24 protein-coding genes and 3 pseudogenes are annotated in these 25,015 nt (G+C 36.3%); 18 read left to right on the top strand and 9 right to left on the bottom strand.

All coding sequences use genetic code 11. The annotated features are described in order from the left end of the window. Positions 1 to 34 precede the first annotated feature (34 nt). Positions 35 to 1,573 (top strand): acetyl-CoA C-acetyltransferase, encoded by a 1,539-nt coding sequence (locus ACG9ZL_RS07630; protein WP_336954196.1) that lies wholly within the window; start codon positions 35 to 37, stop codon positions 1,571 to 1,573. 178 nt (positions 1,574 to 1,751) lie between these two features. On the opposite strand, the gene ACG9ZL_RS07625 is transcribed toward ACG9ZL_RS07630, so the two are convergent. Beyond that, the gene (locus tag ACG9ZL_RS07625) at positions 1,752 to 2,870 is read right to left on the bottom strand and encodes an OmpW/AlkL family protein (RefSeq protein WP_419359628.1); all 1,119 of its coding nucleotides are present in this window, start codon (positions 2,868 to 2,870) and stop codon (positions 1,752 to 1,754) included. 674 nt (positions 2,871 to 3,544) lie between these two features. On the opposite strand from ACG9ZL_RS07625, the gene mdh reads away from it, so the two are divergent. The 3 genes from mdh to ACG9ZL_RS07610 all read left to right on the top strand — a co-directional run bounded on the left by mdh (position 3,545) and on the right by ACG9ZL_RS07610 (position 6,764). Further along, entirely contained in the window at positions 3,545 to 4,717 is a 1,173-nt protein-coding gene (mdh, locus tag ACG9ZL_RS07620) for an iron-dependent methanol dehydrogenase (RefSeq protein WP_419359626.1), read from the top strand. Positions 4,718 to 4,917: 200 nt separating this feature from the next. Continuing rightward, complete coding sequence (locus tag ACG9ZL_RS07615) at positions 4,918 to 5,760, top strand: SDR family oxidoreductase (protein WP_419359624.1); 843 nt, start codon at positions 4,918 to 4,920, stop codon at positions 5,758 to 5,760. 41 nt (positions 5,761 to 5,801) lie between these two features. Further along, a complete protein-coding gene (locus ACG9ZL_RS07610) occupies positions 5,802 to 6,764 on the top strand; it encodes an alpha/beta hydrolase (protein WP_419327803.1) in 963 nt (320 codons plus the stop codon). A 57-nt stretch (positions 6,765 to 6,821) separates the two neighbouring features. Here the strand turns inward: ACG9ZL_RS07610 and ACG9ZL_RS07605 are convergent, their stop codons facing one another. After that, entirely contained in the window at positions 6,822 to 8,003 is a 1,182-nt protein-coding gene (locus ACG9ZL_RS07605) for a sigma-54-dependent transcriptional regulator family protein (protein WP_336954201.1), read from the bottom strand. Between the two features lie 359 nt (positions 8,004 to 8,362). Here ACG9ZL_RS07605 and exaC point away from each other — a divergent pair, with 359 nt between their 5' ends. Next, positions 8,363 to 9,874, top strand: coding sequence for an acetaldehyde dehydrogenase ExaC (gene exaC, locus ACG9ZL_RS07600; protein ID WP_004719517.1), 1,512 nt, complete (start codon positions 8,363 to 8,365; stop codon positions 9,872 to 9,874). Positions 9,875 to 10,007: 133 nt separating this feature from the next. Here the strand turns inward: exaC and ACG9ZL_RS07595 are convergent, their stop codons facing one another. Further along, positions 10,008 to 10,346, bottom strand: coding sequence for an immunity protein Imm33 domain-containing protein (locus ACG9ZL_RS07595; RefSeq protein ID WP_336954202.1), 339 nt, complete (start codon positions 10,344 to 10,346; stop codon positions 10,008 to 10,010). Between the two features lie 562 nt (positions 10,347 to 10,908). Beyond that, positions 10,909 to 11,781 carry a LysR family transcriptional regulator gene (locus ACG9ZL_RS07590; RefSeq protein ID WP_336954288.1) on the bottom strand — a complete coding sequence of 291 codons (873 nt, stop codon included), beginning with the start codon at positions 11,779 to 11,781 and terminating at the stop codon, positions 10,909 to 10,911. A 147-nt stretch (positions 11,782 to 11,928) separates the two neighbouring features. On the opposite strand from ACG9ZL_RS07590, the gene ACG9ZL_RS07585 reads away from it, so the two are divergent. Further along, positions 11,929 to 12,846 carry an AEC family transporter gene (locus ACG9ZL_RS07585; protein ID WP_419359621.1) on the top strand — a complete coding sequence of 306 codons (918 nt, stop codon included), beginning with the start codon at positions 11,929 to 11,931 and terminating at the stop codon, positions 12,844 to 12,846. A gap of 167 nt (positions 12,847 to 13,013) precedes the next feature. Here ACG9ZL_RS07585 and ACG9ZL_RS07580 read toward each other — a convergent pair whose 3' ends face one another. Further along, on the bottom strand, positions 13,014 to 13,601 hold the full coding sequence (locus ACG9ZL_RS07580) for a 2-hydroxychromene-2-carboxylate isomerase (RefSeq protein ID WP_336954206.1): 588 nt from the start codon (positions 13,599 to 13,601) through the stop codon (positions 13,014 to 13,016). 162 nt (positions 13,602 to 13,763) lie between these two features. Then, positions 13,764 to 14,510, bottom strand: a complete 747-nt coding sequence (locus ACG9ZL_RS07575; RefSeq protein WP_419359619.1) for an SDR family oxidoreductase — start codon at positions 14,508 to 14,510, stop codon at positions 13,764 to 13,766. 94 nt (positions 14,511 to 14,604) lie between these two features. On the opposite strand from ACG9ZL_RS07575, the gene ACG9ZL_RS07570 reads away from it, so the two are divergent. From ACG9ZL_RS07570 to ACG9ZL_RS07560, 3 genes are all read left to right on the top strand, one after another. Further along, positions 14,605 to 15,171: a TetR/AcrR family transcriptional regulator gene (locus ACG9ZL_RS07570; protein ID WP_336954207.1), complete on the top strand. Its 567-nt coding sequence runs from the start codon at positions 14,605 to 14,607 to the stop codon at positions 15,169 to 15,171. 67 nt (positions 15,172 to 15,238) lie between these two features. Next, positions 15,239 to 15,955, top strand: coding sequence for a glutamine amidotransferase (locus ACG9ZL_RS07565; protein WP_419359617.1), 717 nt, complete (start codon positions 15,239 to 15,241; stop codon positions 15,953 to 15,955). Positions 15,956 to 16,276: 321 nt separating this feature from the next. Beyond that, the gene (locus tag ACG9ZL_RS07560) at positions 16,277 to 16,546 is read left to right on the top strand and encodes a putative hemolysin (protein WP_419359615.1); all 270 of its coding nucleotides are present in this window, start codon (positions 16,277 to 16,279) and stop codon (positions 16,544 to 16,546) included. 325 nt (positions 16,547 to 16,871) lie between these two features. On the opposite strand, the gene ACG9ZL_RS07555 is transcribed toward ACG9ZL_RS07560, so the two are convergent. Further along, on the bottom strand, positions 16,872 to 17,186 hold the full coding sequence (locus ACG9ZL_RS07555) for a hypothetical protein (protein ID WP_336954211.1): 315 nt from the start codon (positions 17,184 to 17,186) through the stop codon (positions 16,872 to 16,874). Between the two features lie 251 nt (positions 17,187 to 17,437). Between ACG9ZL_RS07555 and ACG9ZL_RS07550 the strand changes: the two genes are divergently transcribed. Both ACG9ZL_RS07550 and ACG9ZL_RS07545 read left to right on the top strand, forming a co-directional pair. Next, positions 17,438 to 17,647: an acyl-CoA thioesterase gene (locus ACG9ZL_RS07550; RefSeq protein ID WP_336954212.1), complete on the top strand. Its 210-nt coding sequence runs from the start codon at positions 17,438 to 17,440 to the stop codon at positions 17,645 to 17,647. Positions 17,648 to 17,723: 76 nt separating this feature from the next. Beyond that, complete coding sequence (locus ACG9ZL_RS07545) at positions 17,724 to 18,278, top strand: lipocalin family protein (RefSeq protein ID WP_419359613.1); 555 nt, start codon at positions 17,724 to 17,726, stop codon at positions 18,276 to 18,278. A gap of 72 nt (positions 18,279 to 18,350) precedes the next feature. On the opposite strand, the gene ACG9ZL_RS07540 is transcribed toward ACG9ZL_RS07545, so the two are convergent. Then, entirely contained in the window at positions 18,351 to 19,574 is a 1,224-nt protein-coding gene (locus ACG9ZL_RS07540) for an MFS transporter (protein ID WP_419359611.1), read from the bottom strand. A gap of 66 nt (positions 19,575 to 19,640) precedes the next feature. Between ACG9ZL_RS07540 and ACG9ZL_RS07535 the strand changes: the two genes are divergently transcribed. The 4 genes and pseudogenes from ACG9ZL_RS07535 (at position 19,641) to ACG9ZL_RS07520 (ending at position 23,047) form a co-directional block, all read left to right on the top strand. After that, positions 19,641 to 20,033, top strand: coding sequence for a helix-turn-helix domain-containing protein (locus ACG9ZL_RS07535; protein ID WP_336954215.1), 393 nt, complete (start codon positions 19,641 to 19,643; stop codon positions 20,031 to 20,033). Between the two features lie 209 nt (positions 20,034 to 20,242). After that, positions 20,243 to 21,241: pseudogene (locus tag ACG9ZL_RS07530) on the top strand (AraC family transcriptional regulator). A 114-nt stretch (positions 21,242 to 21,355) separates the two neighbouring features. Continuing rightward, positions 21,356 to 21,979 carry a sterol desaturase family protein gene (locus ACG9ZL_RS07525; RefSeq protein WP_419359609.1) on the top strand — a complete coding sequence of 208 codons (624 nt, stop codon included), beginning with the start codon at positions 21,356 to 21,358 and terminating at the stop codon, positions 21,977 to 21,979. 33 nt (positions 21,980 to 22,012) lie between these two features. Continuing rightward, positions 22,013 to 23,047, top strand: a complete 1,035-nt coding sequence (locus ACG9ZL_RS07520; RefSeq protein WP_419359607.1) for a DUF6670 family protein — start codon at positions 22,013 to 22,015, stop codon at positions 23,045 to 23,047. 84 nt (positions 23,048 to 23,131) lie between these two features. Here ACG9ZL_RS07520 and ACG9ZL_RS07515 read toward each other — a convergent pair whose 3' ends face one another. After that, positions 23,132 to 23,710, bottom strand: coding sequence for a YceI family protein (locus tag ACG9ZL_RS07515; protein WP_336954219.1), 579 nt, complete (start codon positions 23,708 to 23,710; stop codon positions 23,132 to 23,134). A 310-nt stretch (positions 23,711 to 24,020) separates the two neighbouring features. Here ACG9ZL_RS07515 and ACG9ZL_RS07510 point away from each other — a divergent pair. From ACG9ZL_RS07510 to ACG9ZL_RS07500, 3 genes and pseudogenes are all read left to right on the top strand, one after another. Continuing rightward, a pseudogene (locus ACG9ZL_RS07510) lies at positions 24,021 to 24,421 on the top strand (OsmC family protein). 75 nt (positions 24,422 to 24,496) lie between these two features. Then, a pseudogene (locus tag ACG9ZL_RS07505) lies at positions 24,497 to 24,658 on the top strand (hypothetical protein); the annotation flags it as partial. 102 nt (positions 24,659 to 24,760) lie between these two features. Beyond that, positions 24,761 to 24,979 carry a hypothetical protein gene (locus ACG9ZL_RS07500; protein WP_336954221.1) on the top strand — a complete coding sequence of 73 codons (219 nt, stop codon included), beginning with the start codon at positions 24,761 to 24,763 and terminating at the stop codon, positions 24,977 to 24,979. Positions 24,980 to 25,015: the final 36 nt, after the last annotated feature.

The following is a 25,015-nucleotide window of genomic DNA, read 5'->3' as shown; positions in this document are numbered from 1 at the left end:
CTAAGAATATTGCGAACATGCTTGGAAAAGCCTTATGAGCAAAACAACTCAAGAAAATTCGAACGCTGAAAGCACTGTACAAGAAACTGTGTCAAATACATCAAAACCTCGTACTCGTACGAGTAAAAGTAGCAACACAAATTCTACAAATGCCAATGCAGCCAACACGACTAAAAAACCGACTCGTGCACCAGCAGCTGCTTCACGTAGCAAAGCAACTGCATCGACGGCAAAAAAAGTTACAACATCTTCATCTTCTAAAACTCAAACTTCTGGTCAGCAGGATAAAATTATGAGTCAAAACACTGTACGTCGCGTAGCAATTATTGGCGGTAACCGTATTCCTTTTGCACGTTCAAATGGCCCTTATTTCCGAGCGTCAAACATTGACATGCTTACTGCGTCTTTAAACGGTTTAATTGAACGTTTTAACCTTCAAGGTCAACGTTTAGGTGAAGTGGTTGCTGGTGCAGTTCTAAAACATAGCCGTGATTTCAACATGACACGTGAATGTGTTTTAAATACTCAACTTGCGCCTGAAACCCCTGCTTATGATATTCAACAAGCATGTGGTACTGGCTTACAAGCAGCTTTCCTTGTTGCAAACAAAATTGCATTAGGCCAAATTGAAGTGGGTATTGCTGGTGGTGTAGATACTACCTCTGATGCACCAATCGCATTTGGTGACGGCTTACGTAAAGCATTGCTTGAATTAAACATTGCAAAAACAGGTAAAGACCGTTTAAAAGCTTTAGCTAAAATCAATGTTAAAGACTTGATGGATGCACCAAAAAATGGTGAACCTCGTACTGGTTTATCTATGGGTGATCACCAAGCGATTACTGCTTTAGAATGGGGTATTCCGCGTGAAGCTCAAGATGAACTTGCTGCATCTTCACATCAAAAAATGGCCAAAGCATATGATGAAGGCTTCTTCGATGATTTGATCACGCCGTTTATGGGTCTAGACAAAGACAATAACTTGCGTCCTGATTCTTCAGTTGAAAAATTGGCTAAGCTTAAACCTGCATTTGGTAAAGGTGATACTGCAACAATGACTGCAGGTAACTCTACCCCACTTACAGACGGTGCTTCAGTTGTTCTATTAGCCTCTGAAGAATGGGCTAAAGCAAATGGTCATGAAGTCCTTGCCTACTTAACATTCACTGAAACTGCTGCGGTAGATTTTGTGAATAAGAAAGAAGGTTTATTGATGGCGCCTGCTTATGCTGTTCCACGTATGTTGGCTCGTGCAGGTATTAAGCTTCAAGACTTCGATTACTATGAGATTCATGAAGCTTTTGCATCACAAGTTCTTTCTACCTTAAAAGCATGGGAAGATCCTAAGTTCTGTAAAGAACGTTTAGGGCTAGATGCACCATTGGGCTCAATTGACCGTAGCAAACTCAATGTTAAAGGTTCTTCTTTAGCTGCTGGTCATCCATTTGCAGCAACAGGTGGTCGCATTTTGGCAACTGCTGCAAAATTGATTAATCAAAAAGGTTCAGGTCGTGTACTTATTTCGATTTGTGCTGCTGGTGGTCAAGGTGTAACTGCAATCGTAGAGAAATAAATTCTCTGATTTGTACAATACTCTCAAAAAAGCATCCATTTAGGATGCTTTTTTATTGCTCATCAATCTACATCTAGCTAAAAAAATTTGCATAGACCATTCTGCTCAACATAAAAAATGGTTAGCCGAAGCTAACCATTTAAAATCTTCACTATTCTTAGGGAAAATAGTGTTGATTTTAGAAGCGATACCCTACACCAACATAAGTAATCAATGGATCTATATCAACTTTTGTCGTTGAATTAATCAGTCGCTTACCAGTCTTAGCATCAACAACATCAATCTTAGCCTGATTGTTGAGCTTGGCATAAGAAACAGAAGCCACACCAAACCAGTTTTCATTAATGTCATAAGTAGCACCCAGACTTACAATAGGTGCAATTGCATCAGTCGTTTTAACCCTTACATAAGTATTTGCACTGGAAGGTTTGCCATCCAACGCAGCCCCTGCTTTTCCATCTAAAACGTTTTGAATCATGTGTCCCGCTGCGACCAGATCACTTTTGATCTGTGAGTTCAATTTAATATCAGTAAAATGAGAGTACATCACCCCTACCCCAATATATGGACGCAATTTATTGACACCAGACTGACCAAACTGATATTGCGCTTCAAGCGCTGGTGTCCATGCACGGACTGAAGCTGCTTTAGATTTGTTGCCTAAATTGGTGATTGGAATTGCTTGGTTTAAATCTATACCATCTGGAAATAAAATTCCGACTAGGTCACTTGGCGAGGTGGCTAATCCGGTGAGGGGTGCCAAGATTTCCCCTTTACCTTTAATATCAACTTTTGGAGGAATTCCACCAATGAGTTGCAAGGAAACATTGTCATTAATGTAATAATTTAACATCATACCAAGGGTATCTACATCATCGACTTCAAGCCCTGTTCCCTTAGCTTGCCAATTTTCCAAGCCATGAATATTTGCTGTTCCTGCGACCTCTGGCAAAATATTACCCTTACCATCGGTCAATAGGGTTTGCATAAATGCATCATTGAGAAATTCAGTTAAAACCTCTTTCTGATTAAATGGTACTCCGCCTAAGTCTTCCCCCATAGCATTAGGATCAACTGAGTTTAAAAAACTGGTTGTAGAGATACTTCCGACTGTTGCGTTGGTACCATTTTTAACACTGGTATTAATATTAAAGGGATTGGCTTTTCCCTGAGGCATAACATGTAACCAACCTGCAGATACTGAAAAGCGTTTATACTCCCCCGCAAAACTCATGCTGGTAATCGCGAACAATGAACTTGTTATGACAATATTTTTTAACGTTAATATTTTTTTCATTTTTTATCCTTAAAATATGAGATTACCGAACCGTGGCAACCTGTTTAAAAAACATACATAAAAAACAATCTTTATGTATAAAATTCTGATCAATAGCATTTTCACTCAGCCGTAAAAAATATAGGTAATTTTATTTTTAAATTTTTTATACTACTTATTAATGATATATATCATTGTTTTATTTTTATCATTTAGCATAATTTAACAGTAAAGGTATATTTAAAAAGTCTATTTAAGCCCATGCTGAACTATTATATAAATATCAAATTTTTCACATAATTTTAACTTTTTAATTATCAATACACATTCTCATAAATTGATAATTCATTCTATTTTGATGGATTTTAAAATGTATGCCCGAAATTAAACTCAACGATTCACTTTTTAAAAATAAAATGAATTGTTAGAGCAAAAAACACCCAACAAAATAGCTTTTTGTACTTTTTAATCAAAACTCACGTTCAAATATAATTTTCACCTTAAAAATTATAAAGAAAAACTTCACTACTTTATTTTAAATAAAAATATCAAATACTTAGTTTAAGGTTTGCATTATTAAAGTTTGGTAGGTGTTTAGTAGGTATTCAATCTAGCCCTCAAAACAGATACTCAACCTCAAGGTGAACATCACCTTTCTGGAATGATGAAATAACAATGGTAGAAGGAATCGCACCATGGCTTTTAAAAATATAGCAGATCAAACAAACGGTTTTTACATCCCTTGCGTCTCACTTTTTGGTCCAGGTTGTGCCAAAGAAGTCGGTGCTAAAGCACAAAATTTAGGGGCAAAAAAAGCCCTCATCGTCACTGATGCCGGCTTATTCAAATTTGGTGTTGCAGACATTATTGTTGGATATCTTAAAGATGCTGGGGTAGACAGTCATATTTTTCCTGGGGCGGAACCAAACCCGACAGACATTAACGTACATAATGGCGTAAACGAATATAACAATAATGGTTGTGACTTTATTGTGTCTTTAGGCGGTGGCTCTTCTCATGACTGTGCAAAAGGAATCGGCTTAGTTACCGCAGGTGGCGGTCATATTCGTGATTATGAAGGGATTGATCAAAGTAAAGTCCCAATGACACCGCTTGTCGCAATCAATACGACAGCAGGAACTGCTTCCGAAATGACTCGTTTCTGTATTATCACCAATACTGATACCCATGTAAAAATGGCAATTGTTGATTGGCGTTGTACACCGCTTGTTGCAATTGATGATCCTAAACTCATGATTGCAAAACCTGCTGCTTTAACTGCTGCAACGGGTATGGATGCTTTAACTCATGCTGTAGAAGCTTATGTTTCAACTGCTGCAAACCCAATTACTGATGCATGTGCAGAAAAAGCCATTTCAATGATTAGCGAATGGTTAAGCCCTGCTGTTGCCAATGGCGAAAATCTTGAAGCACGTGATGCAATGGCATATGCACAATATTTAGCAGGTATGGCATTTAACAATGCGTCTTTAGGTTATGTACATGCAATGGCTCATCAATTAGGTGGCTTCTATAACCTTCCACACGGCGTATGTAATGCAATTCTATTACCGCATGTGTGTGAGTTTAACTTAATCGCCTGCCCAAACCGTTATGCAAAAATTGCCCAATTAATGGGTGTCAATACTGAGGGTTTAACCGTTACTGAGGCTGCCTTTGCTGCGATTGATGCAATTCGTGCGTTATCATCATCTATTGGTATCCCTTCTGGCTTAGCTGAACTGGGTGTCAAAGCGGAAGATCATGCAGTGATGACCTCAAATGCGCAAAAAGATGCCTGTATGTTGACCAATCCACGTAAAGCAACTGATGCTCAAGTCATTAAAATTTTTGAATCAGCAATGTAAAATGATCCGCTTTCGTTCTACTCAGCCTTAGAACCTTTTAGGCCAAATACAATGAAGTGTGCTTGATACTCAGGAATATTACTTTGGTAATATTCCTTTTTTATACGCTTATAAAAAATGACAATCATTATTGTCAGATATATTGATAAAGTCACAATCTATGACTATGATGCTTAAAACATCAGCGGATTATTTCAGCAATGACAACAACAAGTAAAACCATCATCATCACGGGTGCAAATACCGGAATCGGGCTTGCAACTGCAGAAACCTTTATTAAGGATGGTCACCATGTGATCATTGCTTGTCGTAATCTAGAAAAAGCCAAAACAGCACAGCAACATTTAGAGTCATTCGGTACAGGTCAAGTAGACGTAATTCACCTTGATTTAAATAGTCTTGAACAAATTAACCAAGCAGCCAATGAAATTATTGCTAAATATGAAAAAATTGATGTATTAGTCAACAATGCTGGCATGATGACACCTGATCTTGAGGCCACAGCTGATGGTTTTGAAAAACAGTTTGGGGTAAATTATCTGGGGCCTTTTCTTTGGACATTGAAACTTCTTCCATTGGTTCAAAAAGCCCAACAAGGTCGTGTAATTCATTTGGCTTCAATGATGCATCTTTTAGGTCGTATCCAACCTGAAAACTTTAACGCGGATCAAGTGAAGAAATACAATGGTGTTTTGAGCTATGGCAATAGTAAATTAGCTAATCTGCTCTTTAGTAATATCCTCGCCAAACAACTATATGGAAGTCATGTCACCAGCAATGCATTACATCCAGGTGGCGTAGATTCTGAGATTTATCGTGAATTACCCAAATGGCAATATGCAATCATTAAACTTGGTCTTATTCCACCATCTAAGCCTGCCGAATTAATTAAAAAAATTGCTTTTGATCCGTCATGGGAAAAGCGAAATGGTGATTATGTGAGTTTACAAACTCCAGCGTTTAAATCAGGCAGGGCCAAAGATATAAAGTTGGCACAAAAACTATATGATGAATCCTATGCGCTGGTAAAAGACTATCTGTAATTTTTCGGATTTCATTTTTCTATAAAATTCAGGAATACGCTATGACCACTCAATCTATTGAATATCAACCTGATACCCTTGGTACGGGTTATGAAAAACTAACCTTAAACTTACCAAATGACTATGATGGTAAAGTCATTGCGACTTTGGTACGTAAACAAGCAGCTCAAGCGACCAAGAAAGCGGTGCTCTATATCCATGGTTTTATCGATTATTTCTTTCAAACAGAAATGGCTGAACAATTTAATCAACATGATTATGATTTTTATGCACTTGATTTAAGAAAATATGGTCGTTCTTACCTACCACATCAAAAATATTATTATGTTCTAAATTTGAATGAATATGATGAAGAAATCACGCAAGCATTAAAGATTATTGGTCAGGAAGGCCACACTGAGGTGTTACTGGCAGGACATTCTACAGGTGGATTGATCGCAACATTATATGCAGCACATTATCCACAACATCCCCTTATTCAAGCCTTATGGTGCAATAGTCCTTTTTATGACTTTAATATGCCTGCTTGGAAGAAAAAATTAGCCCTCCCCAAACTCAGCGCAATGGGCAAACGCTTACCTAATTTAAAGTTTCCAAGTGAATTAAATAAATGGTATGTCACCAGTCTGCATAAAGATTTGCAAGGCGAATGGGATTTCAGCTTAGAGTGGAAAAAACCAACTTACCCCAAAGTATATTTAAGCTTTGTGCATGCAATTTTTGAAGCGCAAAAAGAAATTCATGCAGGTGTACAGATCAATGTACCAACCTTAGTGATGCATTCTCACAGAACAACCTATCCTAAGAAATTTAACCGAGATGCTCAAAGCACTGATGTTATTTTAGAGGTCAAAGACATCGTCAGAGATGCAGGTAAAATACAGGGCGATGTTAATGTCATGACCATTCAAAATGGACTACATGACTTGGTTTTATCGGCACCAGAAGTCAGAAGAGAAGTTTATCATCAACTTTTTTCATGGTTAGCTCAAAAGCAACCTTAAAGGCTCAAATCCATTTTTCTTTGCAAGCAAATGATCAGTTAAAAGTATCCTGCAAAATCAATGCTCATCTTTATATTTCATTAGAATTTGATGAGCAGGATGCCCGTCTGGTGTAAGTTCAATTAGACGTTCAACGGCATCAATCGCTTCTGGAAAATGTGCAAGGTGTTTTAATAAAGCATCTGTTTCATTGGCTTTAAAAATCGCTTCACTTAGGCGTGATTCGAGGCAGTCTCGCCATGCAGATAAAAAAGGACTTTCGGTTTTAGCTAAAAATACACCTTTACATAATTTTAAAGCGGATTCGGTATAACCCGCATCTAAAGCATTCTCTGCTTGCAAGAAATCTGCTTCAACATGTGCCAATAAACGATAAGGCCGTGAACCCAGCATGCCGCCCAAGATATCACGCAACTGCGACATTTCTGCTTTTAATGTGCCGACACTCACTTTTCGTTCACCATACAACGCTTGATGTAAATTTTCCAGATTCATCCCTTGAGGGCACAACGCAAGAATGGTCAAAATTTCAATTTGTCGTGGTGTCAATACCACAATCTTGCCATTGAACAACACTTGTGGCACAGCAAAAGCACGGATAAATAAATGTTGTTGTTGAAACTCTAGCAATGCCGATTGAATAATCGAGGCACAGCGCTCAGCCGCCAATAATCCCAAACTATTGTGATGATTCCATGTGGTTGAAAGATCAATGACCCCTAAAACTTGTTTGGAATATGGATCTATAATTGGAGAGGCATAACAAACCCAGTCATGCACAGAAGACATAAAATGCTCGTTGGAAAACACACAACTGGATTGTTGGGTTTTTAATGACAGTGCCAAAGCATTAGTTCCCACCAAATCTTCACGCCATTGTCCACCAGCAATAAAATGGACACGTTCTGCAGCATTGCGCATTTGCCCACTTGCGGCTGACCAAATAATAGTACTACCGATATCCCCTACTGCAGCAACCATTGCTGACTGTTCTGCGATATGAGTTAATTCATCCCGACAATGTTCTATTGCTTTTTCTAACAGCGTTTTTCTTTCTTGTTTTACATTCATCAAAGGTGCAGCATCACGATCTTTGGGAATCGCAGCTGAGTTGGAACGTTGCCATGAACTTGCAATACTCTGTCCGAGTTGATCAGCATGTTTTAAAGACAAACTACTGCTTTGGCGTAACTGCTCAATTAAACTCCGTTTATTTGATAACTCTTGTTGGCTTAACATACGCTACTTCCTCTGTAATTCGTTAAAAAATATCCTATCCTTTCTCTGTTGTTTTTATCCAGCGGACCTGCTTATAAATTATTCTAGCACATTAACATAGTGAGCTTAACCTGAGTCAACACAACTCATACCAAAGCTGTAGAATAAAACCAATTTTTTCCAATATTTAGCAATTTTCTAATAAACAAGAAAATATTGCCAAAGATTAAAGCATAGCGCAAATGACTCTAGGATTTCATCCAACCTTTTCCCTACCTTTGACTCTCTATGCTCAATCCATCATGTAAACAATCATTGTTCATACATGCCATATTAAACACATCATGAATGATCATGAATATAAGTAAAGGGATACTCTTATGCGTTATGTAGATCCAAATCAGCCTGGTTCAAAAGTACAGTTCAAAGCCCAATATGAAAACTTTATTGATGGCAAATGGGTAGCACCGGTTAAAGGGCAATATTTTGATAATGTCTCTCCTGTAGATGGTAAAGCCTTTACCAAAATTCCACGTTCTTCCGCGGAAGATATCGAACTTGCATTAGATGCAGCACATAAAGCCAAAGCTTCATGGAACAAAGCATCTCCAACAACACGTTCAAATGTACTACTGAAAATAGCAGATCGTTTAGAAGAAAATTTAGAATTACTGGCGGTTGCAGAAACATGGGAAAATGGTAAGCCAATTCGTGAAACATTGGCAGCCGATATTCCTTTAGCAATTGACCATTTCCGTTATTTTGCAGGTTGTTTACGTGCACAAGAAGGTGGTATCTCTGAAATTGATGAAGATACCATTGCTTACCACTTCCATGAACCTTTAGGTGTAGTGGGTCAGATCATTCCATGGAATTTCCCTATTCTTATGGCAGCATGGAAACTTGCACCAGCACTTGCAGCGGGTAACTGTATTGTACTTAAACCTGCTGAACAAACACCATCAAGTATTTTAGTAGTTGCAGAACTCATTCAAGATATTTTACCGCCAGGCGTTTTAAATATTGTCAATGGTTACGGCGTTGAAGTGGGTCGCCCACTGGCTACCAATCCACGTATTGCTAAAATTGCCTTTACAGGTTCTACTGCGGTTGGTCAAATGATCATGCAATATGCAACTGAAAATATTATTCCTGTAACGCTTGAGCTTGGTGGTAAATCACCAAACATTTTCTTTGAAGATGTCATGGATAAAGATGATGATTATTTAGACAAAGCGCTTGAAGGCTTTGCCATGTTCGCATTAAACCAAGGTGAAGTATGTACTTGCCCATCACGTGCATTGGTTCAAGAAAGTATTGCAGATAAATTCCTTGAAATGGCAGTTGAACGTGTAAAACGCATCAAAACTGGACATCCTTTAGACACAGACACCATGATTGGTGCTCAGGCATCTCAAGAGCAACAAGACAAAATCTTGGGTTGTATTGCAACAGGTCGTGCTGAAGGTGCTCAACTGCTTACAGGGGGCGGCGATCGTCAGGAAGTCGGTCAAGGTTTCTATATTGAACCTACCATTTTCAAAGGCGACAACAGTATGAAGATTTTCCAAGAAGAAATTTTTGGACCAGTTCTCTCTGTAGCAACATTTAAAGATTATGATGATGCAATCAGAATTGCCAATGATACGATGTATGGCTTAGGCGCTGGTGTATGGTCTCGTTCTGCGCATACCTCTTATCGTGCGGGTCGTGCGATTGAAGCTGGTCGTGTATGGACCAACTGCTACCATATCTACCCTGCACATGCAGCATTTGGTGGTTATAAGAAATCTGGTATTGGCCGTGAAAACCACAAGATGATGCTTGATCATTATCAACAAACCAAGAATTTATTGGTTAGCTATTCAACCAAAGCAATGGGCTTCTTCTAAGTTCTATAGTTGATTTACACTTTAAAAAAGTGAACTTCGGTTCGCTTTTTTTAGTCATGATTAAGATGCTGTTTAATCCTTATAACTCTCAATTCATTCATTATTTTATACAGATTGCGATGATTCGCTAAATTTAGTCGGTTGTTGGATTCATCCAAACATCTTCATAGCCATGCTTATCAATAATGACATGATAACCGTGCTCAAGCGCCAAATAAGGTAAAATTTCAGGTAAATATTGCTGTAAATGTGAGGCATGCAGCGGTTGATAAAAATCATCAGCTGAAGAATATTCTCCACAGTGAATAAACCAAGAAACATTGTCTTGTTTTTTAAGCGCAACTCGAACTGCATAAATCGGTTGTTGGCCTAGACTCTGTAATGCAATTGCAACCCTATCCGACAGATTAAATTCCATATATTTTGATTCATATTTTTTGCAAATTTGCCTTTGTAATGTTTCTAAATTCATCAACACATTCCTTTATTGCCTGTTTCGTATTGTTTGTTTAGTTGAATAAACCAATGCGTTCAAACAGATATACTGAGATCAGCAGCAAAATTATTTAGGTCTTTTCCATAACATTTTAATATGTTCGAAACTATATCCAACCACGACTCTTAAATTCATCATCAATAACATTGTGAAAAACACAATCACAGACATCACTAAACTTTGTGGAAGAAATTTCTGATCTAAAACAGATTTATAAGTATTCAATGCTAAATATAAAATGATCAAAAGTATATAAAACAACAGTTGAAAGTAGATCTTGTATCTTGGTTTTTTCTCAACAAATTCCATCAAATAAACAGACAAAAACAATGCAGAAAATGCGGTAAAAACAAAGAAGCATATTACCCATAAAATACTAAAACTTTTGATATGACTAATTGCCCATAAGGATAGGTTAGCAACACAGCCACATAGTATAAATGCTGTTTTAGGACGTTCTATGAATTTACAAATCAAATCATTCATGCTGTGTTTAGACTCGTCATTTATTCTTCTGCGAAACGTTCACGATAAAATGCTAAACCATTTGTGCAATATCAATAAATGCCTGCGTAATTGGACTCATCTGTTTTTTATTCTTCACTGCCAGACTAATAGACCGCTTAATATTGGGTGATAAAGGTAATTTTTGCACATTGGGAAACAGTGTCATTAACTCTTTATTCAATGCCATATCAGCAACAATTGAAACACCTGCACCATTGTTAACCATATTAATAATGGTCAAAATTTGAGAAAAATAACATTTAATTTTTGGACTCAGATTGGCTTTTCTAAACATCTCTGTGACATGGTTTTGACTGCCTGCTGAGGTCATTAAAAAAGGATATTCTGCCAATTCATCCAATCGAACTGCACTTTGCTGTGATCGTGCATAGGACTTTGGAATAAGTGCTACAAAAATATCCTCAATCACAGGAAAAGTATCAAAGCGTTCTTCGGGTAAAACTACAAATCCAACATCAATAGTACGATCATGAATCCATTGAGTAATATCTTTATCCGTTCCTTCTTTAATAAACACTTCAATATTTGGATATTTTAAACTAAATTTTTCTAGAATTAAGGGAATAAGTACATTAGAAGATGAAGCACCAAAAGATCCAATTCTTAAAGTTCCAGAATGAAATCCTTGTATATCGGAGATTTCTTGTTTTAGTACATTAGAAATATTCAAAATTTCTTTCACATGCACTAAAAGCCGTATGCCAGATTCAGTTAACTCAACTTCATTATGATTGCGATAAAACAATGTGACCGACCAATCTTGTTCTAAGCATTTAATTGCATGAGAAATCGCAGATTGAGAAATTTGCAAACGCTGAGCTGTAACAGTAAAGCTTTTCTGTTCAGCTAACACGGCAAAAATAGTCAGTTGAGTAAATGTCATCGCCACTCTATCCATGAGTAAAGACTCATTTTACCATGAATAGGCATAAGTCATATTCTTGATTAAAATTTACTTGGGTTTAGCTTACAGATGAAAAAATCAGTGGGTGGGACTTGGTCGAATTAGGTTCTGCATAGAGCGTTCATCATGCTACAAATGATTACTATTCTTTTCCCATCCATCGCCCTGATTGGTTTAGGTTTTTATCTTTTCCAGTCACATATACTTGATGAAAAATTCTGGAATGGCGCAGAAAAGCTAAATTACTATATTTTATTTCCAGCCTTATTGTTTAGTTCTCTTGCAAATGCAGATATGAATATGGGGCATCTCGACAGTATTCTTACAGTCATTTTTTTAATTATGGCCATGATCATTGCTGGCGTTTATCTGTTTGCAAAGTTAAACCGAACACCTATTGCCCAGATCGGTGTATATGTCCAAAGCTTGATTCGTTTTAATACCTATCTCGGACTCTCGATTGCCACGACACTCAATCATGCTGAAATCAAAAGTATCTTGGTAAATATCCTTGCTATAGCAATTCCCTTGGTTAATGTTATTTCGATCCTTTCTCTGACAGATAAAGATCAACTGAACATTAAAAATATATTCTGGTCTTTAATCAAAAACCCACTGATCAGCTCTTGTATATTGGGAATTACATTTAATCTTTTAAACATCCCTATTTGGTCTGGCTTTGCAAATCTGTTAAATGCTTTTTCAAGTAGTAGTCTGATGTTAGGCTTATTATGTGTAGGAACAGCAATTCAATTTTCGACCCTCAGAATTTATCTGAATAAGTCTTTGCTCATTAGCCTAATCAGATTATTGCTGATCCCGCTTATTGCCTTTATCTGTTTGCAGTTTTTTGAGCTAAGTCATGCCGCCGTGATTGCTATCATGATTTTCTTTTCTATCCCAACCGCATCTTCCGCATATATCTTAACCAAACTATTAAACGGCGATCATCAATTAATGGCGGCAAGCATCAGCATGCAAACACTTTTATCCGTATTTACTTTGGCACTGATCCTTGCACTATTACAGCATTATTATGTTTAATCTATTATATTTTTGATTCGTGTTTGTTCATCAAATATTTTGCTGATTCAATGTAGTTTTGCTTTGTATAGAATAGCTGTGCTGCATGGCAAGGTACAACACAACTCGATTCTCTCCTGCTAGCATCTAAACAATAGAATCAGAGTTTAAAAGCGTATTTATCAAGATTAAGCCAATTCCATCTCAACAAAGTGAAGATGATCAACACCCCAAAACATTTCATCTCCAATAAACCATGTCGGTGCACCAAAAACACCACGCCCAATGGCTTCTTCTGTGATATTTTTTAGTTGGGCTTTAACCTGTTCATCTGAAAGCCAAGTTTGAACCTGCTCTGTACTAAAACCCAATGATTGAAGCAAGGTAATAAATTCATTGATATCATTTAAATTACGCGGATGCCCAAACATTGCATCAAATAAAGCGTTTAACACTGTTAAGAATTTTTCAGCTTGATAAAGCTGAACTGCTGTAATCACGCGCATCAGATTTAAAGTATTAATTGGAAAATAGGGATTCATTTGTATTGGAATATTCCAGAGTTTTGACCAACGCCCCATATCGATCATCGAATAACTGGCTTTTGCTGGCACAGCCATTGGACTGCTGTTCCCTGTGGCTTTAAAAATGCCACCAAGCAAGATCGGCTTCCAGATCACTTGTGCTTGATTTTGTTTTGCAATTTTTTGAATCTGATAAAAGCCTAAATAACTATATGGGCTACCCAAATCAAAATAAAATTCTACCTGTTTCATTCAGTGTTATTCCTTAACTGTACTGATCATATTTTTATCGTACTACTGTAAAAATAATTCTAGAAAAAACTTAAATCATGACTTCTTACTCTCACTATATCGAGATAAGTCATCTAGCTATATTAACCTACTCATACAAAAAACTTACTAATATAAAGTGACTTACCATTTTTCCATCCAAGGGCGTAAATCTAGCTCATGCGTCCATGCATCACGTGGTTGCTGGGCAAGATACCAATAATTTTCAGCAATATGTTCAGGATTTAAAATACCATCTTGGTCTTTTTTCTCATAAAGATGAGGAAAACTGTTTTTAATAAAATCTGTATCAATTGCACCATCAACTACCACATGAGCCACATGAATATTCTGTGGACCAAGTTCACGCGCCATACTCTGTGCCAAAGCTCTAAGTGCATGCTTTGCCCCTGCAAATGCTGAAAAATAAGCAGCACCACGTAGACCAGCAGTCGCGCCAGTAAAGATCAATGTCCCGCGTTGTCGGCTTACCATTCGTTTCGCCACTTCACGACCAGTTAAAAAAGCAGAAAAACAGGCCATTTCCCATATTTTAAAATATTTACGCGCTGTTTCTTCAAGGATGCTACATGGGACATTGGCACCGATATTAAAAACCAGTACCTCTATTTCACCAATATTGCTTTCAATTTCTTCGATTAATTGTATAACTTGCTGTTCTTTTCGAGCATCTGATGCAAAACCATATGCTGTCCCGCCAGCCTGTTCAATTTCATCAATCAGTGGTTGTAACTTGTCAGCATTGCGACGGGTCATACAACTAATATATCCCCCTTTGGCAAAACGTTTCGCAATTGCGCCACCTGTTGCATCACCTGCTCCAATAATCAATGCAACTTTCTGATTTGATGTGGTTATTTCATCTTGCATATCATGCTTCCCTTTTTGCATAACGATCGTTATTATAACGATCACTATGTTATAGTTTTACAAGAGCGTCAAGGAAAATTTGATCGAGGAAAATATGCGATACAAATCTGGATATAAAGAAGAAAAAAGAAAAGAACTATTAAAAATCAGTGGACAGCTTGCCAAAAAAGATGGCTTTGCTGCAACCGGTGTAGATGGCTTTATGAAAGCTGCTGGCGTGACCAGTGGTGCATTCTATTCACATTTTTCTTCCAAGCAGGATTTGTTTAAAGCATTGGTTGAAAATGAACTTAAAAATAGCATTCAGCTGTGGCAAAGCAATCCCCATAATCAGGCTGAGTTATGGATTGAATTTGAACTCAATCGTTACTTAACCCTCTCTCATGTTGAACATCCAAATCATGGTTGTGTACTGCCAACACTCGCCACAGAAGTCGCACGTTCTGATGAGGAGATTAAACAACGCTATCAACAAGAATTACAGCGCGGTCATGCCCTATTTACTCAACGCCTCGGAAGTGAAGAAAAAGCCTGGGGCGTCTTATGTCAACTGGTAGGTGCTATACTCATAGCAAGAAGTGTTTCTGATGATTCGGTTAAATCGACCATTTTGGAATCAAGCAAACACTGTATTTATTCTATGTTGCAAATCACATCATAAATTTAGTTTTCAACCCAATAGAATCTAGTATAAATTAGCGATATTCTCGTTAAATCATCATAAAACCATGACTTCCTCCACATACGCTTTGCCGAAGACAATCTATGCCATTCAACATTTAGCTTTTGAAGATTTAGGTATTCTTGAAGACACTTTTTATGATTTGGGCTATCGCATACGTTATTTTGAAGCAGGTATAGATGATTTAAAGCAAGCATTTGCATTTGAAGGTTTAGTCGTCGTTCTAGGTGGTCCAATTGGTGTTTATGAAACTGAGGATTATCCTTTTTTAAATGATGAAATCACTTATCTTAAACAACGTTTAGCCAAGAATTTACCAACGCTTGGTATTTGCTTAGGTGCACAATTGATTGCATATGCTTTGGGTGCAAAGGTTTATGCAGGCCATCAAAAAGAAATTGGCTGGAGTCAATTGAAGCTAAATCTGGCTCAAAATAATCCATTATTGCCACTCGTAAATACCGAAGTTTTACATTGGCATGGTGATACGTTTGACTTGCCAGTACAGGCTGAATTACTTGCAAGCTCTGCAATTTATACAAATCAGGCATTTAGAGTTGGTCAAAATATCTTAGCACTACAATTCCATGTCGAAGTTGCAGCAGAGGATATGGAAAAATGGCTGATTGGTCATACTTGTGAATTGCGTAAAGCTGCCTTAAATATTCCTCATTTACGAACTGAAAATGAAAAATATGCGCCAAATCTAGAATTAAAATCACCCCTGGTTTTAGAGCATTTTATCAAACACTTAAATGTATAATCTGTTTATCTATATCAGCATGAAATAGACTTTACTGTTTCGTGCTTTTTATACCCTATTTAGTCTCCACCCATAAATACGGTGTTGGTGTAAGTGTAATATCAATACTGCGTTGCCCATATTTAACTTACTATTATATTTAACTGACTATACCATTTACATTTAAAAGATTTTCTTTATTTATACATAATATTATTTAATTAAACTTTATACTAAGTCGTACTCATCATTATTTTGAGCTACAGGATTATACAGAGTAGATACATTAAAACTTGCTAATTTAATTATACTTCATACTTTAAAACAAAGACTTTATTTGCAATGAATAAAATATATATTGGCACATCTGTGCTCATGACAACACTTCTTTCTGCCTGTTCTACCCCTGAAGTAAATACTCAAAATGCTAAACCGCTTGGCATGGCTAATCCCGCAAGTGTGTATTGTCAAAAAATGGGAGGCGAGTCTCAGATTAAAAAAGATGCATTAGGAAATGAAGCAGGATATTGTAAGCTTCCAAATGGAACAGTGGTTGATGAATGGAAGTTGTTTAGAAGTGCACAAGGCGATGTGCAAGCTGCTGCTAAATAATTTTGAATAACTGCGGTTGAACGTAAACAATACATAAGCCTTCTGGAATAACTGATTTTCTATTGATATAAATTTCAGACTCATTACTGTATATTCACTACGGTAATGAGTTGCTCCATCATTGTCATAGTTAAAATAAATTAGATCTAAACATGCATTAAATATAAACAGTATTGTATTTATTTGGGGAATATTGAATAGATGAAAACCTACCAATCTAAACAGGAACTGTTCATATCAACACTGTCGCCCCTTTTACCAATTTTAGAGTTCAAATCAGAAAATGGAAGAAACTCAACATAAATACTGAACAAACTAAAAAGCCTTAACAGGTTATTTTTTTCAGTTCTAAATATTGAGAAATGGTGTTATTTAATTCATCCAAATAGTACTGTTTTGGTTTTTCTTGCCCTAATGATTTATCATATTTCATTAAAGCAGGCAGGTATTCTGTTTTATAGACACGCTCATATTCACCACATAATAATGCTCTATTTACCTCATTACTGGTATTTTCATCATCCAGTTGCTCATGCATGACTTTAATGGGTTTTTCTTGTTTCATCAGTACCAAACTATGAGGATTTGGAGTAATGCAACCTGTAAGCATAAGCAATAATACCATTGTTATTTTTTTCATAAACTTGCTTCATCGTTCTTAGGTTAAGCTGATCATAAACTATTTATATCTTATATCACCCTCTCAATTTATCGATAACAATTAAAATTTGAGTTTTTCTAAAGTACATATTAAAATCTTGATTAAGTAACAAAATCAAAATTTGATATAAATATATCAAATTTATATCGCTAAAAGTGCAGAGCGTTAAAATTCAATCACTCGCAATTTTATTGATTGTCAGCCATTTAAGGTGTAAAGAATTTAATCCCATGTCCTATAGAAATAAGCCAAACACAAAACAATTGTTATCCTCTGCTTGGTCAACAGATCAAGATTGCTTTCTCATTGAAAACAACCATTTAACTGTTGATCAATTGGCTGAAATACTGCCTTACCAGCATGATGAAATTATCGCAAGAAAAAGACAACTTGGACTGCTTAGAAGAGATTTTTATATGAAAAAACTACATGACTTGTAAGCAAAATTACAATATCCCCGCATCAGGCGCGACATAATGAATATATATATTAAATACTTAAATATAGGGCTATGTCATGAACAACAAGTTTAAAATATTAACGCTCGTCGGTGGAATAGCATTACTTAGTGTTGCGGCATTTGCTTATGCAGAAAATGAAAAGATTCAAACCGTTAAAAATGTAGATTTAAAGAGGTATCTGGGTACTTGGCATGAAATTGCACGCAAGCCAATGTATTTTCAAAATAAATGCGATTATAACGTTACTGCTGATTATTCCTTAAATGAAAATGGCTCAATCAAAGTAGATAATCGTTGTTACGATAAAAATGGCAAGCTTCAACAATCAATTGGCGAAGCATATGTACAAAACGCGCCTACGAACTCCAAATTAAAAGTAAGTTTTTTACCAAAAATACTTCGTTGGTTACCTGTGGGGCGTGGTGATTATTGGATTTTAAAGCTGGATGAAAATTATCAAGTTGCATTGATCGGTACACCCAACAAAAAATATTTATGGTTACTCAGTCGATCTCCACAGCTTGATCCAGCCACAACTGAAGAATATTTAAATTATGCTAAAAGCTTAGGTTATAATTTAAGTGATTTAATTGAAACCAAACAAAAATAAACGCATACAAGCCCTTAAAAGGGCTTGTTAGATCTAGCTCATTTTATACGATTACGCTACAAATCCTTCTTATCAATATTGTCTACGAAATGAGACAAAACTGATGAGCACCCCCACAATCATCAATGCTCCAGCACACAAAAAGGTAAATTGCATCCCATCAATGATTGCTAAAGCCGTTGCCTGAGTGAGTTGATTTGTGCCGACACCAAATGAAAAAATAGCTCCCATCACTGAAACCCCGATAATTAAGCCCATATTACGAGATAAGCTAAGAAGTCCTGATACCACCCCTTGTCGAGCTTTGGGAACATCTGCCAAGGTCATGGTATTGTTGGCTGCCTGAAACAGTTGATAACCCGAAGTCAAAATAATGATCGGCATAATATAGCCACTTATACCCATCAATTTCGGTAAGATAGCGAGCATCGAGCTACCGATAATCAGAAAAATCAACCCTGTAGTGACGATATAGCGACTGCCCCAACGATCGACAAGTCGACCCGATGGAATCCCACTTAAGATAGCAACCACTGGCCCAATCCCCATAATCAAACCCACTTGTATTTGATTCAAATTTAGACCAAGACTGAGATAAAAAGGTCCAATGACAAGTGTGGTCATCATAACGGCGGCAACCAGCAAATTAACCATGAGGTTTTGTGTTATGTTCGTGTCTGGTTGCAAAGAAGTTAGTGCAGGAATTTCTTTTTTAATGTAATCATTAGGCAGCAGTACCCAAGTCAGAATAATCGCGATACCCGCAAGTATAAACTGTAATCCAAAAATGCCTTGCCAACCGCTCACAACAAGCAGAAACCCACCCAACACTGGTCCAAGTGCTGTACCTAAAGCTGATATCGTTCCAAGCATTCCCATTGCTCTTCCCAACTGTGATTTACTGACGGTATGACGTGTCAGTGCCATTGCAAGTGTCATTAAGAATGCCGCACCTATTCCTTGAAATGATCGTGAAGCAACCAATATCAATAAGTTAGGTGCAACACTACATAGCAGTGAAGCCAAACTGAATATAATCAGTCCAACGATCAGCATAGACTTACATCCATATCGATCACCTAAGCGTCCAGCAATGACAACAGAGAGCGTCAGCGAGACAAGATATCCAATTACAATAGCCTGTATTTGATTAAATGGCAGTAGAAATACCTCAGCAAGTGTGGGTAAGGCGATATTGACAATGCTTGTCCCCAGCGATGCCAATAGCATGGATAACGCCAAAGTGATGGTGATTCCAGTTTGGGTCTTGTTTATCGATTCTGTCTGCTCTGTCATGTTGCGCTCTTGTCAGCAGTGGTGTTTAATCACATACTACTAATTCAAGTTGACTTGAGGTCAAGTATGAAATTTCTTGATATTGGTGTAGTTTCAGCAAAAAGTGGAATTAAACCTTCAGCACTACGCTATTATGAAGAAATCGGTTTGATTTTCTCAATTTCTCGTCATGGATTACGTAGACAATTTTCTTCTGAAGTTCTGTTACGACTCACTTTGATTTCAATGGGAAAATCGGCGGGCTTTTCGCTTAAAGAGATCGCAGCAATGTTCGATAGTCGTGGCGCACTTGATCTTTCTCCAAGTGTTATTCATCAAAAAGCCGATGAGATTGATCTTCAAATTCATAAATTGATCGCACTCCGTGACATACTTCGCCACGTAGGTGACTGCCCTGCACCATCGCATTTGCAATGCCCTAGCTTTAAGCGACTAGTTGAGAAGGCAGCTCAGAAATAAAAGACATTTTAAAAAGATTGTTAGGCGTATTTGTTGAATAGCTAAATTAGATTGTAGAACAATAATTAAAATTAGCACGCAATGACATTGAACAGTCAAATGGCTTTCTCTAAGATGATAAAACAAGCTTAAATTTTCATGACTTTTATACATTTGTAGCCTGATCTATGAGTATTAATTGTATATGTTGAAATCGGTATTTTTGATTTATGGATCAAAACAAATCTAGTGATTCTGGTGTTTTCCTCTGGTTAACATATCACACCCTAAATAAAATGAATTTGGATGCAAATCGGATATTTTCACAAATAAGATTATCAGAACAACCACCTGACAAAACCATTCGGCGAGATAATTCGACCCAACAACGCTTTTGGGAAATAGCTGAAGAAATCAGTGCTGATCAAAATATCGGACTTCATGTAGGTGAACATTTCCCCATTTTTAGAGGCGAAATATTAGAATACATTTTTATGAGTAGTCCTACATTTGGGGACGGCTTACAAAGAGCTTTGCGTTATCAAAAAATTTTTACTGATGCTTTTGTGGCTCATTTACACATTGAAAATCAAAATGCAATGATCACGAATCTTCAGCACCCAGTTCGTCATTATCTAGAATGCGCCATAAGCGTTATGCTTAATTTTTTGAACTATATAACTAACAATCATTTTAATCCCAAAGAAATATGGTTGACATACCAACAAGGTGCGAGCTTAGATGAATATCAACGTATCTGGAAATGCCCTACTCGTTTAGGTATGCAGCACGGCTGTATAGTTTTTGATGCTGAAATATTGAGCTTAGCTTCAGCATCAGCTGAACCAATGCTATTAAAAATACATGAGCATGTTGCTAAACAGCAGGTGAAAGTTGTCGATAAATATTATTTAATTAATGATATAGAAAACTTACTCAGCTCCGGTTTATTAGAATCAGGTCAATTAGATTTAAAATTAATTGCCCAACATTTAGGACTGCAGCCACGAAAACTTCGTGCAGATCTTAAAGAAGTGAATACGACTTTTGAATAAGTTTTGGCAACTTACCGTGAAAAAATGGCCAAAAAACTATTGATGAATCCCAATATAAGCATAGATCAAGTTGTATATTTACTTGGTTTTTCTGAGCCTTCCGCCTTTTCACGTGCCTTTAAACGCTGGACAAATGAAACGCCATCCCATTATCGCCAGCGTAAGCAAAAATAATTTTTTAGCTATAACTTGATTCTAATGACATTTAACGAGTTAGCTTTTCAGTCAAAAAAAATGAGCTGTTCTTTTCTACACTGATGTTTATTTCTTAATTGAAAAGGATTAGAGATGTTAGGTTTTCCAATTGGCCTTTTAGTTGCGAATGGATTTGAATGGTATGCACATAAGGTATGGTTGCATGAATTTCCAAGTAAACACCGTAATAGCCCTTTCTTCACACATATAGCACATCATAAACGTGCCAGAACACATGTGTTTCATGATGAAGGATATCGTGAATCTATGTTTAAAAATGCAGAAATTTATAATGAAAAAACCGCATTGTTAGGTATAGCCGCGGTTTCAACTGTATTTTTACCCATTGCACCATTTTTTACTGCCGGCTTATATTATGGGATTTGGAATTATTGGCGAGTACATGCAAAATCTCACCTAGACCCTGAATATGCGCGTAAACGGATCCCTTGGCACTATGATCATCATATGGCTAGTAATCAAAATGCCAATTGGTGTGTTACACGTCCGTGGTTTGATTATATTATGGGAACACGTGTTTTTACTGAGCTTTCGATTAAAGAAAGCAATCCTCTAGGAATAAATCTACCTAAAAATTTTGAAATAATCCTAAACAAGACATCACAGAAAATATTTGCAAAATCATATCTTAAAATTACTTCTAAGAGTGCATTGGATATAAAAAGTGCTCGTCAAGGCATCTCATTAGAACTGTAAATTTTAACAAATAAAGTATTAAGGATCATTTAGATGAAACGATTATTACCCAAACACATTGCTGCGCCAAAGTTTTTACATAATTTTATCGATTGTTCAGAGACAATCAACGGAAAACCTTTTGAGGTGAATACGCCAACGCATACACCACGAGGAAAATATTCTTGCGTTCATTATGGGGTTATGATTCCGAATCTTAATGCACCATTTAATTTTTTGAATCTTTTAATCGTGGTTGGTCAACCACGTGTAAAAATTTTTAGAAATCAACATTTGATCCAAACCACTGCGCTTGATACAGCAAATGTATTAATAGGCACAGCAGTGGGTACAGACAAACACTTTAATGGCTATAGTGTAGAAAATGACTGTAAATTGGAAAGTAATGGTTCATCCTTAAAATTTGGGAATGACTTGTTATTAAAAGGCACATATCCAAATTTTCATGCGCATCGTGAAGGTCATGATTTCAATTTTGATTTAAAGATTCGTGCGACTGATAAAATTGCACATTTTGCACAAATGTCATTAAGTTTATATGATCACTGGGCATTATTATGTACATATGAAGGATTTCTTGAATATCAAGGTAAGAAAACCTCAGTTCAAGGACTTTGTACTTATGAATATGCTCGTGCAGTAGATGTAAATTTATATATCAATTATTTTACTTATCATATTTTAAATATCGATGAGAAAACTCAAGTCCTACTTGTCGAAGTTCTTGGCCCATTAAATCTTGTATTGCAACGTCGAGTATATATTCGTTCTACAGATGATCATGGCAGTATTCATTCAAATGGATTTAATTTTAATGTCCATGCATTTCAAGCTCAACGTGTTATAACACCGAATGGTTTATCAATGCGTTTACCTCGTACTTTCTCATGGTGCGTGAATGATAATAATGGAAATTCGTTAATACGTATTGATGGTCTAACAAATGCAGATTTTCAATATGGCATGGCTGGAGGCTATGCAGGAAGCTATCAATACAAAGGTACATTCAAAGGGAGTCCAGTTGAAGGTACTGGTTATATTGAATATTTAGATATCCGTACTGATTAGATTGATGCAACTTTTATCTAGGCGATAAAAAAGGCCTATAAAGCAAGTTATATCCACCTTATAAGCCTTTGATCTATTTAAATATTACTTTGCTACAGACGCTTCTGTTGTAATATTTACAGTAATTTTATCACCTACATTTGGCACGTATGCTCCAACACCAAATGCTGAACGGTCAAATGATGTCGTTGCATTGAAACCAATTGACTGCGCTTTAGTCATTGGATGTTCACCTTGTTTGTTTAAAACAGCATCTAAAATAACTGGTTTAGTCACATCTTTCACAGTTAAATTACCTGTGATTTTGTATTTATTTTTACCTAAAGCTTGAACTTTAGTACTTTTAAAAGTGATATTTGGATACTTTTCAGCATCAAAGAAATCTGCCTTTTTTAAATGTTCGTCTAATGCTGCTACATTGGTATTTAAACTAGCTAATGGAATAGTTACATTGACAGATGAGTCTGCTGGTTTTGCATTATCAACAGAGATCGTACCTTGAATGTCACTGAAGTTTGCTGAAGGTGTTGAAAAACCGAAATGATTCCAAGTAAATACTGTTGCAGTATGTGTTGGATCAATTTTGTAATCTACAGGCTTTGCCATACTGAAAGTTGTAACTGATGCTACGGCCAAACCCAATGTTAATGCTTTAAAGTTCATCTTTATATTCTCGCTATCGAATGGATATTAGTGTATACACTTCCCGTATAAATTCACTGTTATTGATAATACGATATGTTGCATATATGCAACGATTCTATAATGACCATTTTAAAAACTTAATCCAACCCTAAAAAAACAAAACAAGACGTTGTTTTATAATTATTTATTTTTTAAAAAGTAATTAAGAAAAACATTGACCATAGGTCACATTCAAATCTAAAATTTATAAAGCAATAAATTAAACTGAAAACTTTTCCGAAAATTTTATATTGATGATACTGGTCTATTTTTATCTGATGAACATTTTATGGCAAATCTTGCTCAAGTAGAAAGTACACAGACACCTTATCGTGTGACACTCACCCACCCCCAAGGACATACATGGTATGCCGATAAACCTAGCGATAAGGGTGTTCAAGATACAGCACAGAATCCGATTTAATTTCTATTATCTACATAATCTGCTTGTACTGTGAGCAACTTAGAAATGTATTCAAATCATAAAGGGCTAAAATTGAACATGTACAATTAGATTGAGCTTTAAACCCTGAACTAGTTGAGAATAATATTTCAAGGAAAATTTTTCTTAAAGGTGATTTCACCGAGTAGCAACATAAACGCCTGCTTAAAGTTACAGAAAGTTGTCCTGTTCATAAATTATTGACTTCAAATATTCAAATTCAAACAGAGTTGGGAATTGAATGCTAAATGCTAAGCATAGGACAAGCACATATTCATAATAGTAGCGTAAAAATATGATACAAAACGTCCTGTCAAAAATGTTGGCAATTACATCAATCCGTATGGCCTACACTTTGTTTTTCTAATCCCAATTATTTTGCAATTCTTTCCGAGGAAGCTAAAAGTAATCTAGCTGTTATCCATAATGACTTTTGTGTGATTACACACCATGATCAAGTTAACCATTTTATACCTTGTATTTAAAAAAAGTTATTAATCGTTGTTGTGAGCTCGAATTTGGCTTATGGGTATTTGTAGGTGAAAAAAGTTTTCAAGATTATTAAGATCATTTTAATAAAGAAAATCATGAAATCACTTTTTTGGTCGCTGTGTAATTTTCTTTCTGAATATAAATTTGGTGATTCTTCAACACTAATGTCTGTTCATACCCAAACTGGTAATTTAAGAACTATTTTGATTCCATATCTCGCTAAGGAACATCCATTTGTAGATGATTTTTATCATGATATTTCATTGGGCGATGCTGAAAAACGTATTAAAAATATGATGGATCGTTTATCTTAAATTTTCTAGGTTAATATCATTTGAATTATCAAAGTT

It is taken from the genome of Acinetobacter legionensis (assembly GCF_048551735.1).
GTDB lineage: Bacteria > Pseudomonadota > Gammaproteobacteria > Pseudomonadales > Moraxellaceae > Acinetobacter.
Note: the sequence above shows the minus strand (reverse complement) of the source record. Positions and strands in the feature narration are given on the sequence as shown.

Coding starts and splice junctions, on each gene's coding strand:
- ACG9ZL_RS07535 (WP_336954215.1), top strand. CDS start 19,641: ATGAAATTTCTTGATATTGGTGTAGTTTCAGCAAAAAGTGGAATTAAA.
- ACG9ZL_RS07515 (WP_336954219.1), bottom strand. CDS start 23,710: ATGAACTTTAAAGCATTAACATTGGGTTTGGCCGTAGCATCAGTTACA.
- ACG9ZL_RS07615 (WP_419359624.1), top strand. CDS start 4,918: ATGACAACAACAAGTAAAACCATCATCATCACGGGTGCAAATACCGGA.
- mdh (WP_419359626.1), top strand. CDS start 3,545: ATGGCTTTTAAAAATATAGCAGATCAAACAAACGGTTTTTACATCCCT.
- ACG9ZL_RS07575 (WP_419359619.1), bottom strand. CDS start 14,510: ATGCAAGATGAAATAACCACATCAAATCAGAAAGTTGCATTGATTATT.
- ACG9ZL_RS07525 (WP_419359609.1), top strand. CDS start 21,356: ATGTTAGGTTTTCCAATTGGCCTTTTAGTTGCGAATGGATTTGAATGG.
- ACG9ZL_RS07585 (WP_419359621.1), top strand. CDS start 11,929: ATGCTACAAATGATTACTATTCTTTTCCCATCCATCGCCCTGATTGGT.
- ACG9ZL_RS07630 (WP_336954196.1), top strand. CDS start 35: ATGAGCAAAACAACTCAAGAAAATTCGAACGCTGAAAGCACTGTACAA.
- ACG9ZL_RS07560 (WP_419359615.1), top strand. CDS start 16,277: ATGAATAAAATATATATTGGCACATCTGTGCTCATGACAACACTTCTT.
- ACG9ZL_RS07595 (WP_336954202.1), bottom strand. CDS start 10,346: ATGAATTTAGAAACATTACAAAGGCAAATTTGCAAAAAATATGAATCA.
- ACG9ZL_RS07570 (WP_336954207.1), top strand. CDS start 14,605: ATGCGATACAAATCTGGATATAAAGAAGAAAAAAGAAAAGAACTATTA.
- ACG9ZL_RS07605 (WP_336954201.1), bottom strand. CDS start 8,003: ATGTTAAGCCAACAAGAGTTATCAAATAAACGGAGTTTAATTGAGCAG.
- ACG9ZL_RS07540 (WP_419359611.1), bottom strand. CDS start 19,574: ATGACAGAGCAGACAGAATCGATAAACAAGACCCAAACTGGAATCACC.
- exaC (WP_004719517.1), top strand. CDS start 8,363: ATGCGTTATGTAGATCCAAATCAGCCTGGTTCAAAAGTACAGTTCAAA.
- ACG9ZL_RS07545 (WP_419359613.1), top strand. CDS start 17,724: ATGAACAACAAGTTTAAAATATTAACGCTCGTCGGTGGAATAGCATTA.
- ACG9ZL_RS07610 (WP_419327803.1), top strand. CDS start 5,802: ATGACCACTCAATCTATTGAATATCAACCTGATACCCTTGGTACGGGT.
- ACG9ZL_RS07555 (WP_336954211.1), bottom strand. CDS start 17,186: ATGAAAAAAATAACAATGGTATTATTGCTTATGCTTACAGGTTGCATT.
- ACG9ZL_RS07550 (WP_336954212.1), top strand. CDS start 17,438: ATGTCCTATAGAAATAAGCCAAACACAAAACAATTGTTATCCTCTGCT.
- ACG9ZL_RS07590 (WP_336954288.1), bottom strand. CDS start 11,781: ATGACATTTACTCAACTGACTATTTTTGCCGTGTTAGCTGAACAGAAA.
- ACG9ZL_RS07565 (WP_419359617.1), top strand. CDS start 15,239: ATGACTTCCTCCACATACGCTTTGCCGAAGACAATCTATGCCATTCAA.
- ACG9ZL_RS07625 (WP_419359628.1), bottom strand. CDS start 2,870: ATGAAAAAAATATTAACGTTAAAAAATATTGTCATAACAAGTTCATTG.
- ACG9ZL_RS07500 (WP_336954221.1), top strand. CDS start 24,761: ATGAAATCACTTTTTTGGTCGCTGTGTAATTTTCTTTCTGAATATAAA.
- ACG9ZL_RS07580 (WP_336954206.1), bottom strand. CDS start 13,601: ATGAAACAGGTAGAATTTTATTTTGATTTGGGTAGCCCATATAGTTAT.
- ACG9ZL_RS07520 (WP_419359607.1), top strand. CDS start 22,013: ATGAAACGATTATTACCCAAACACATTGCTGCGCCAAAGTTTTTACAT.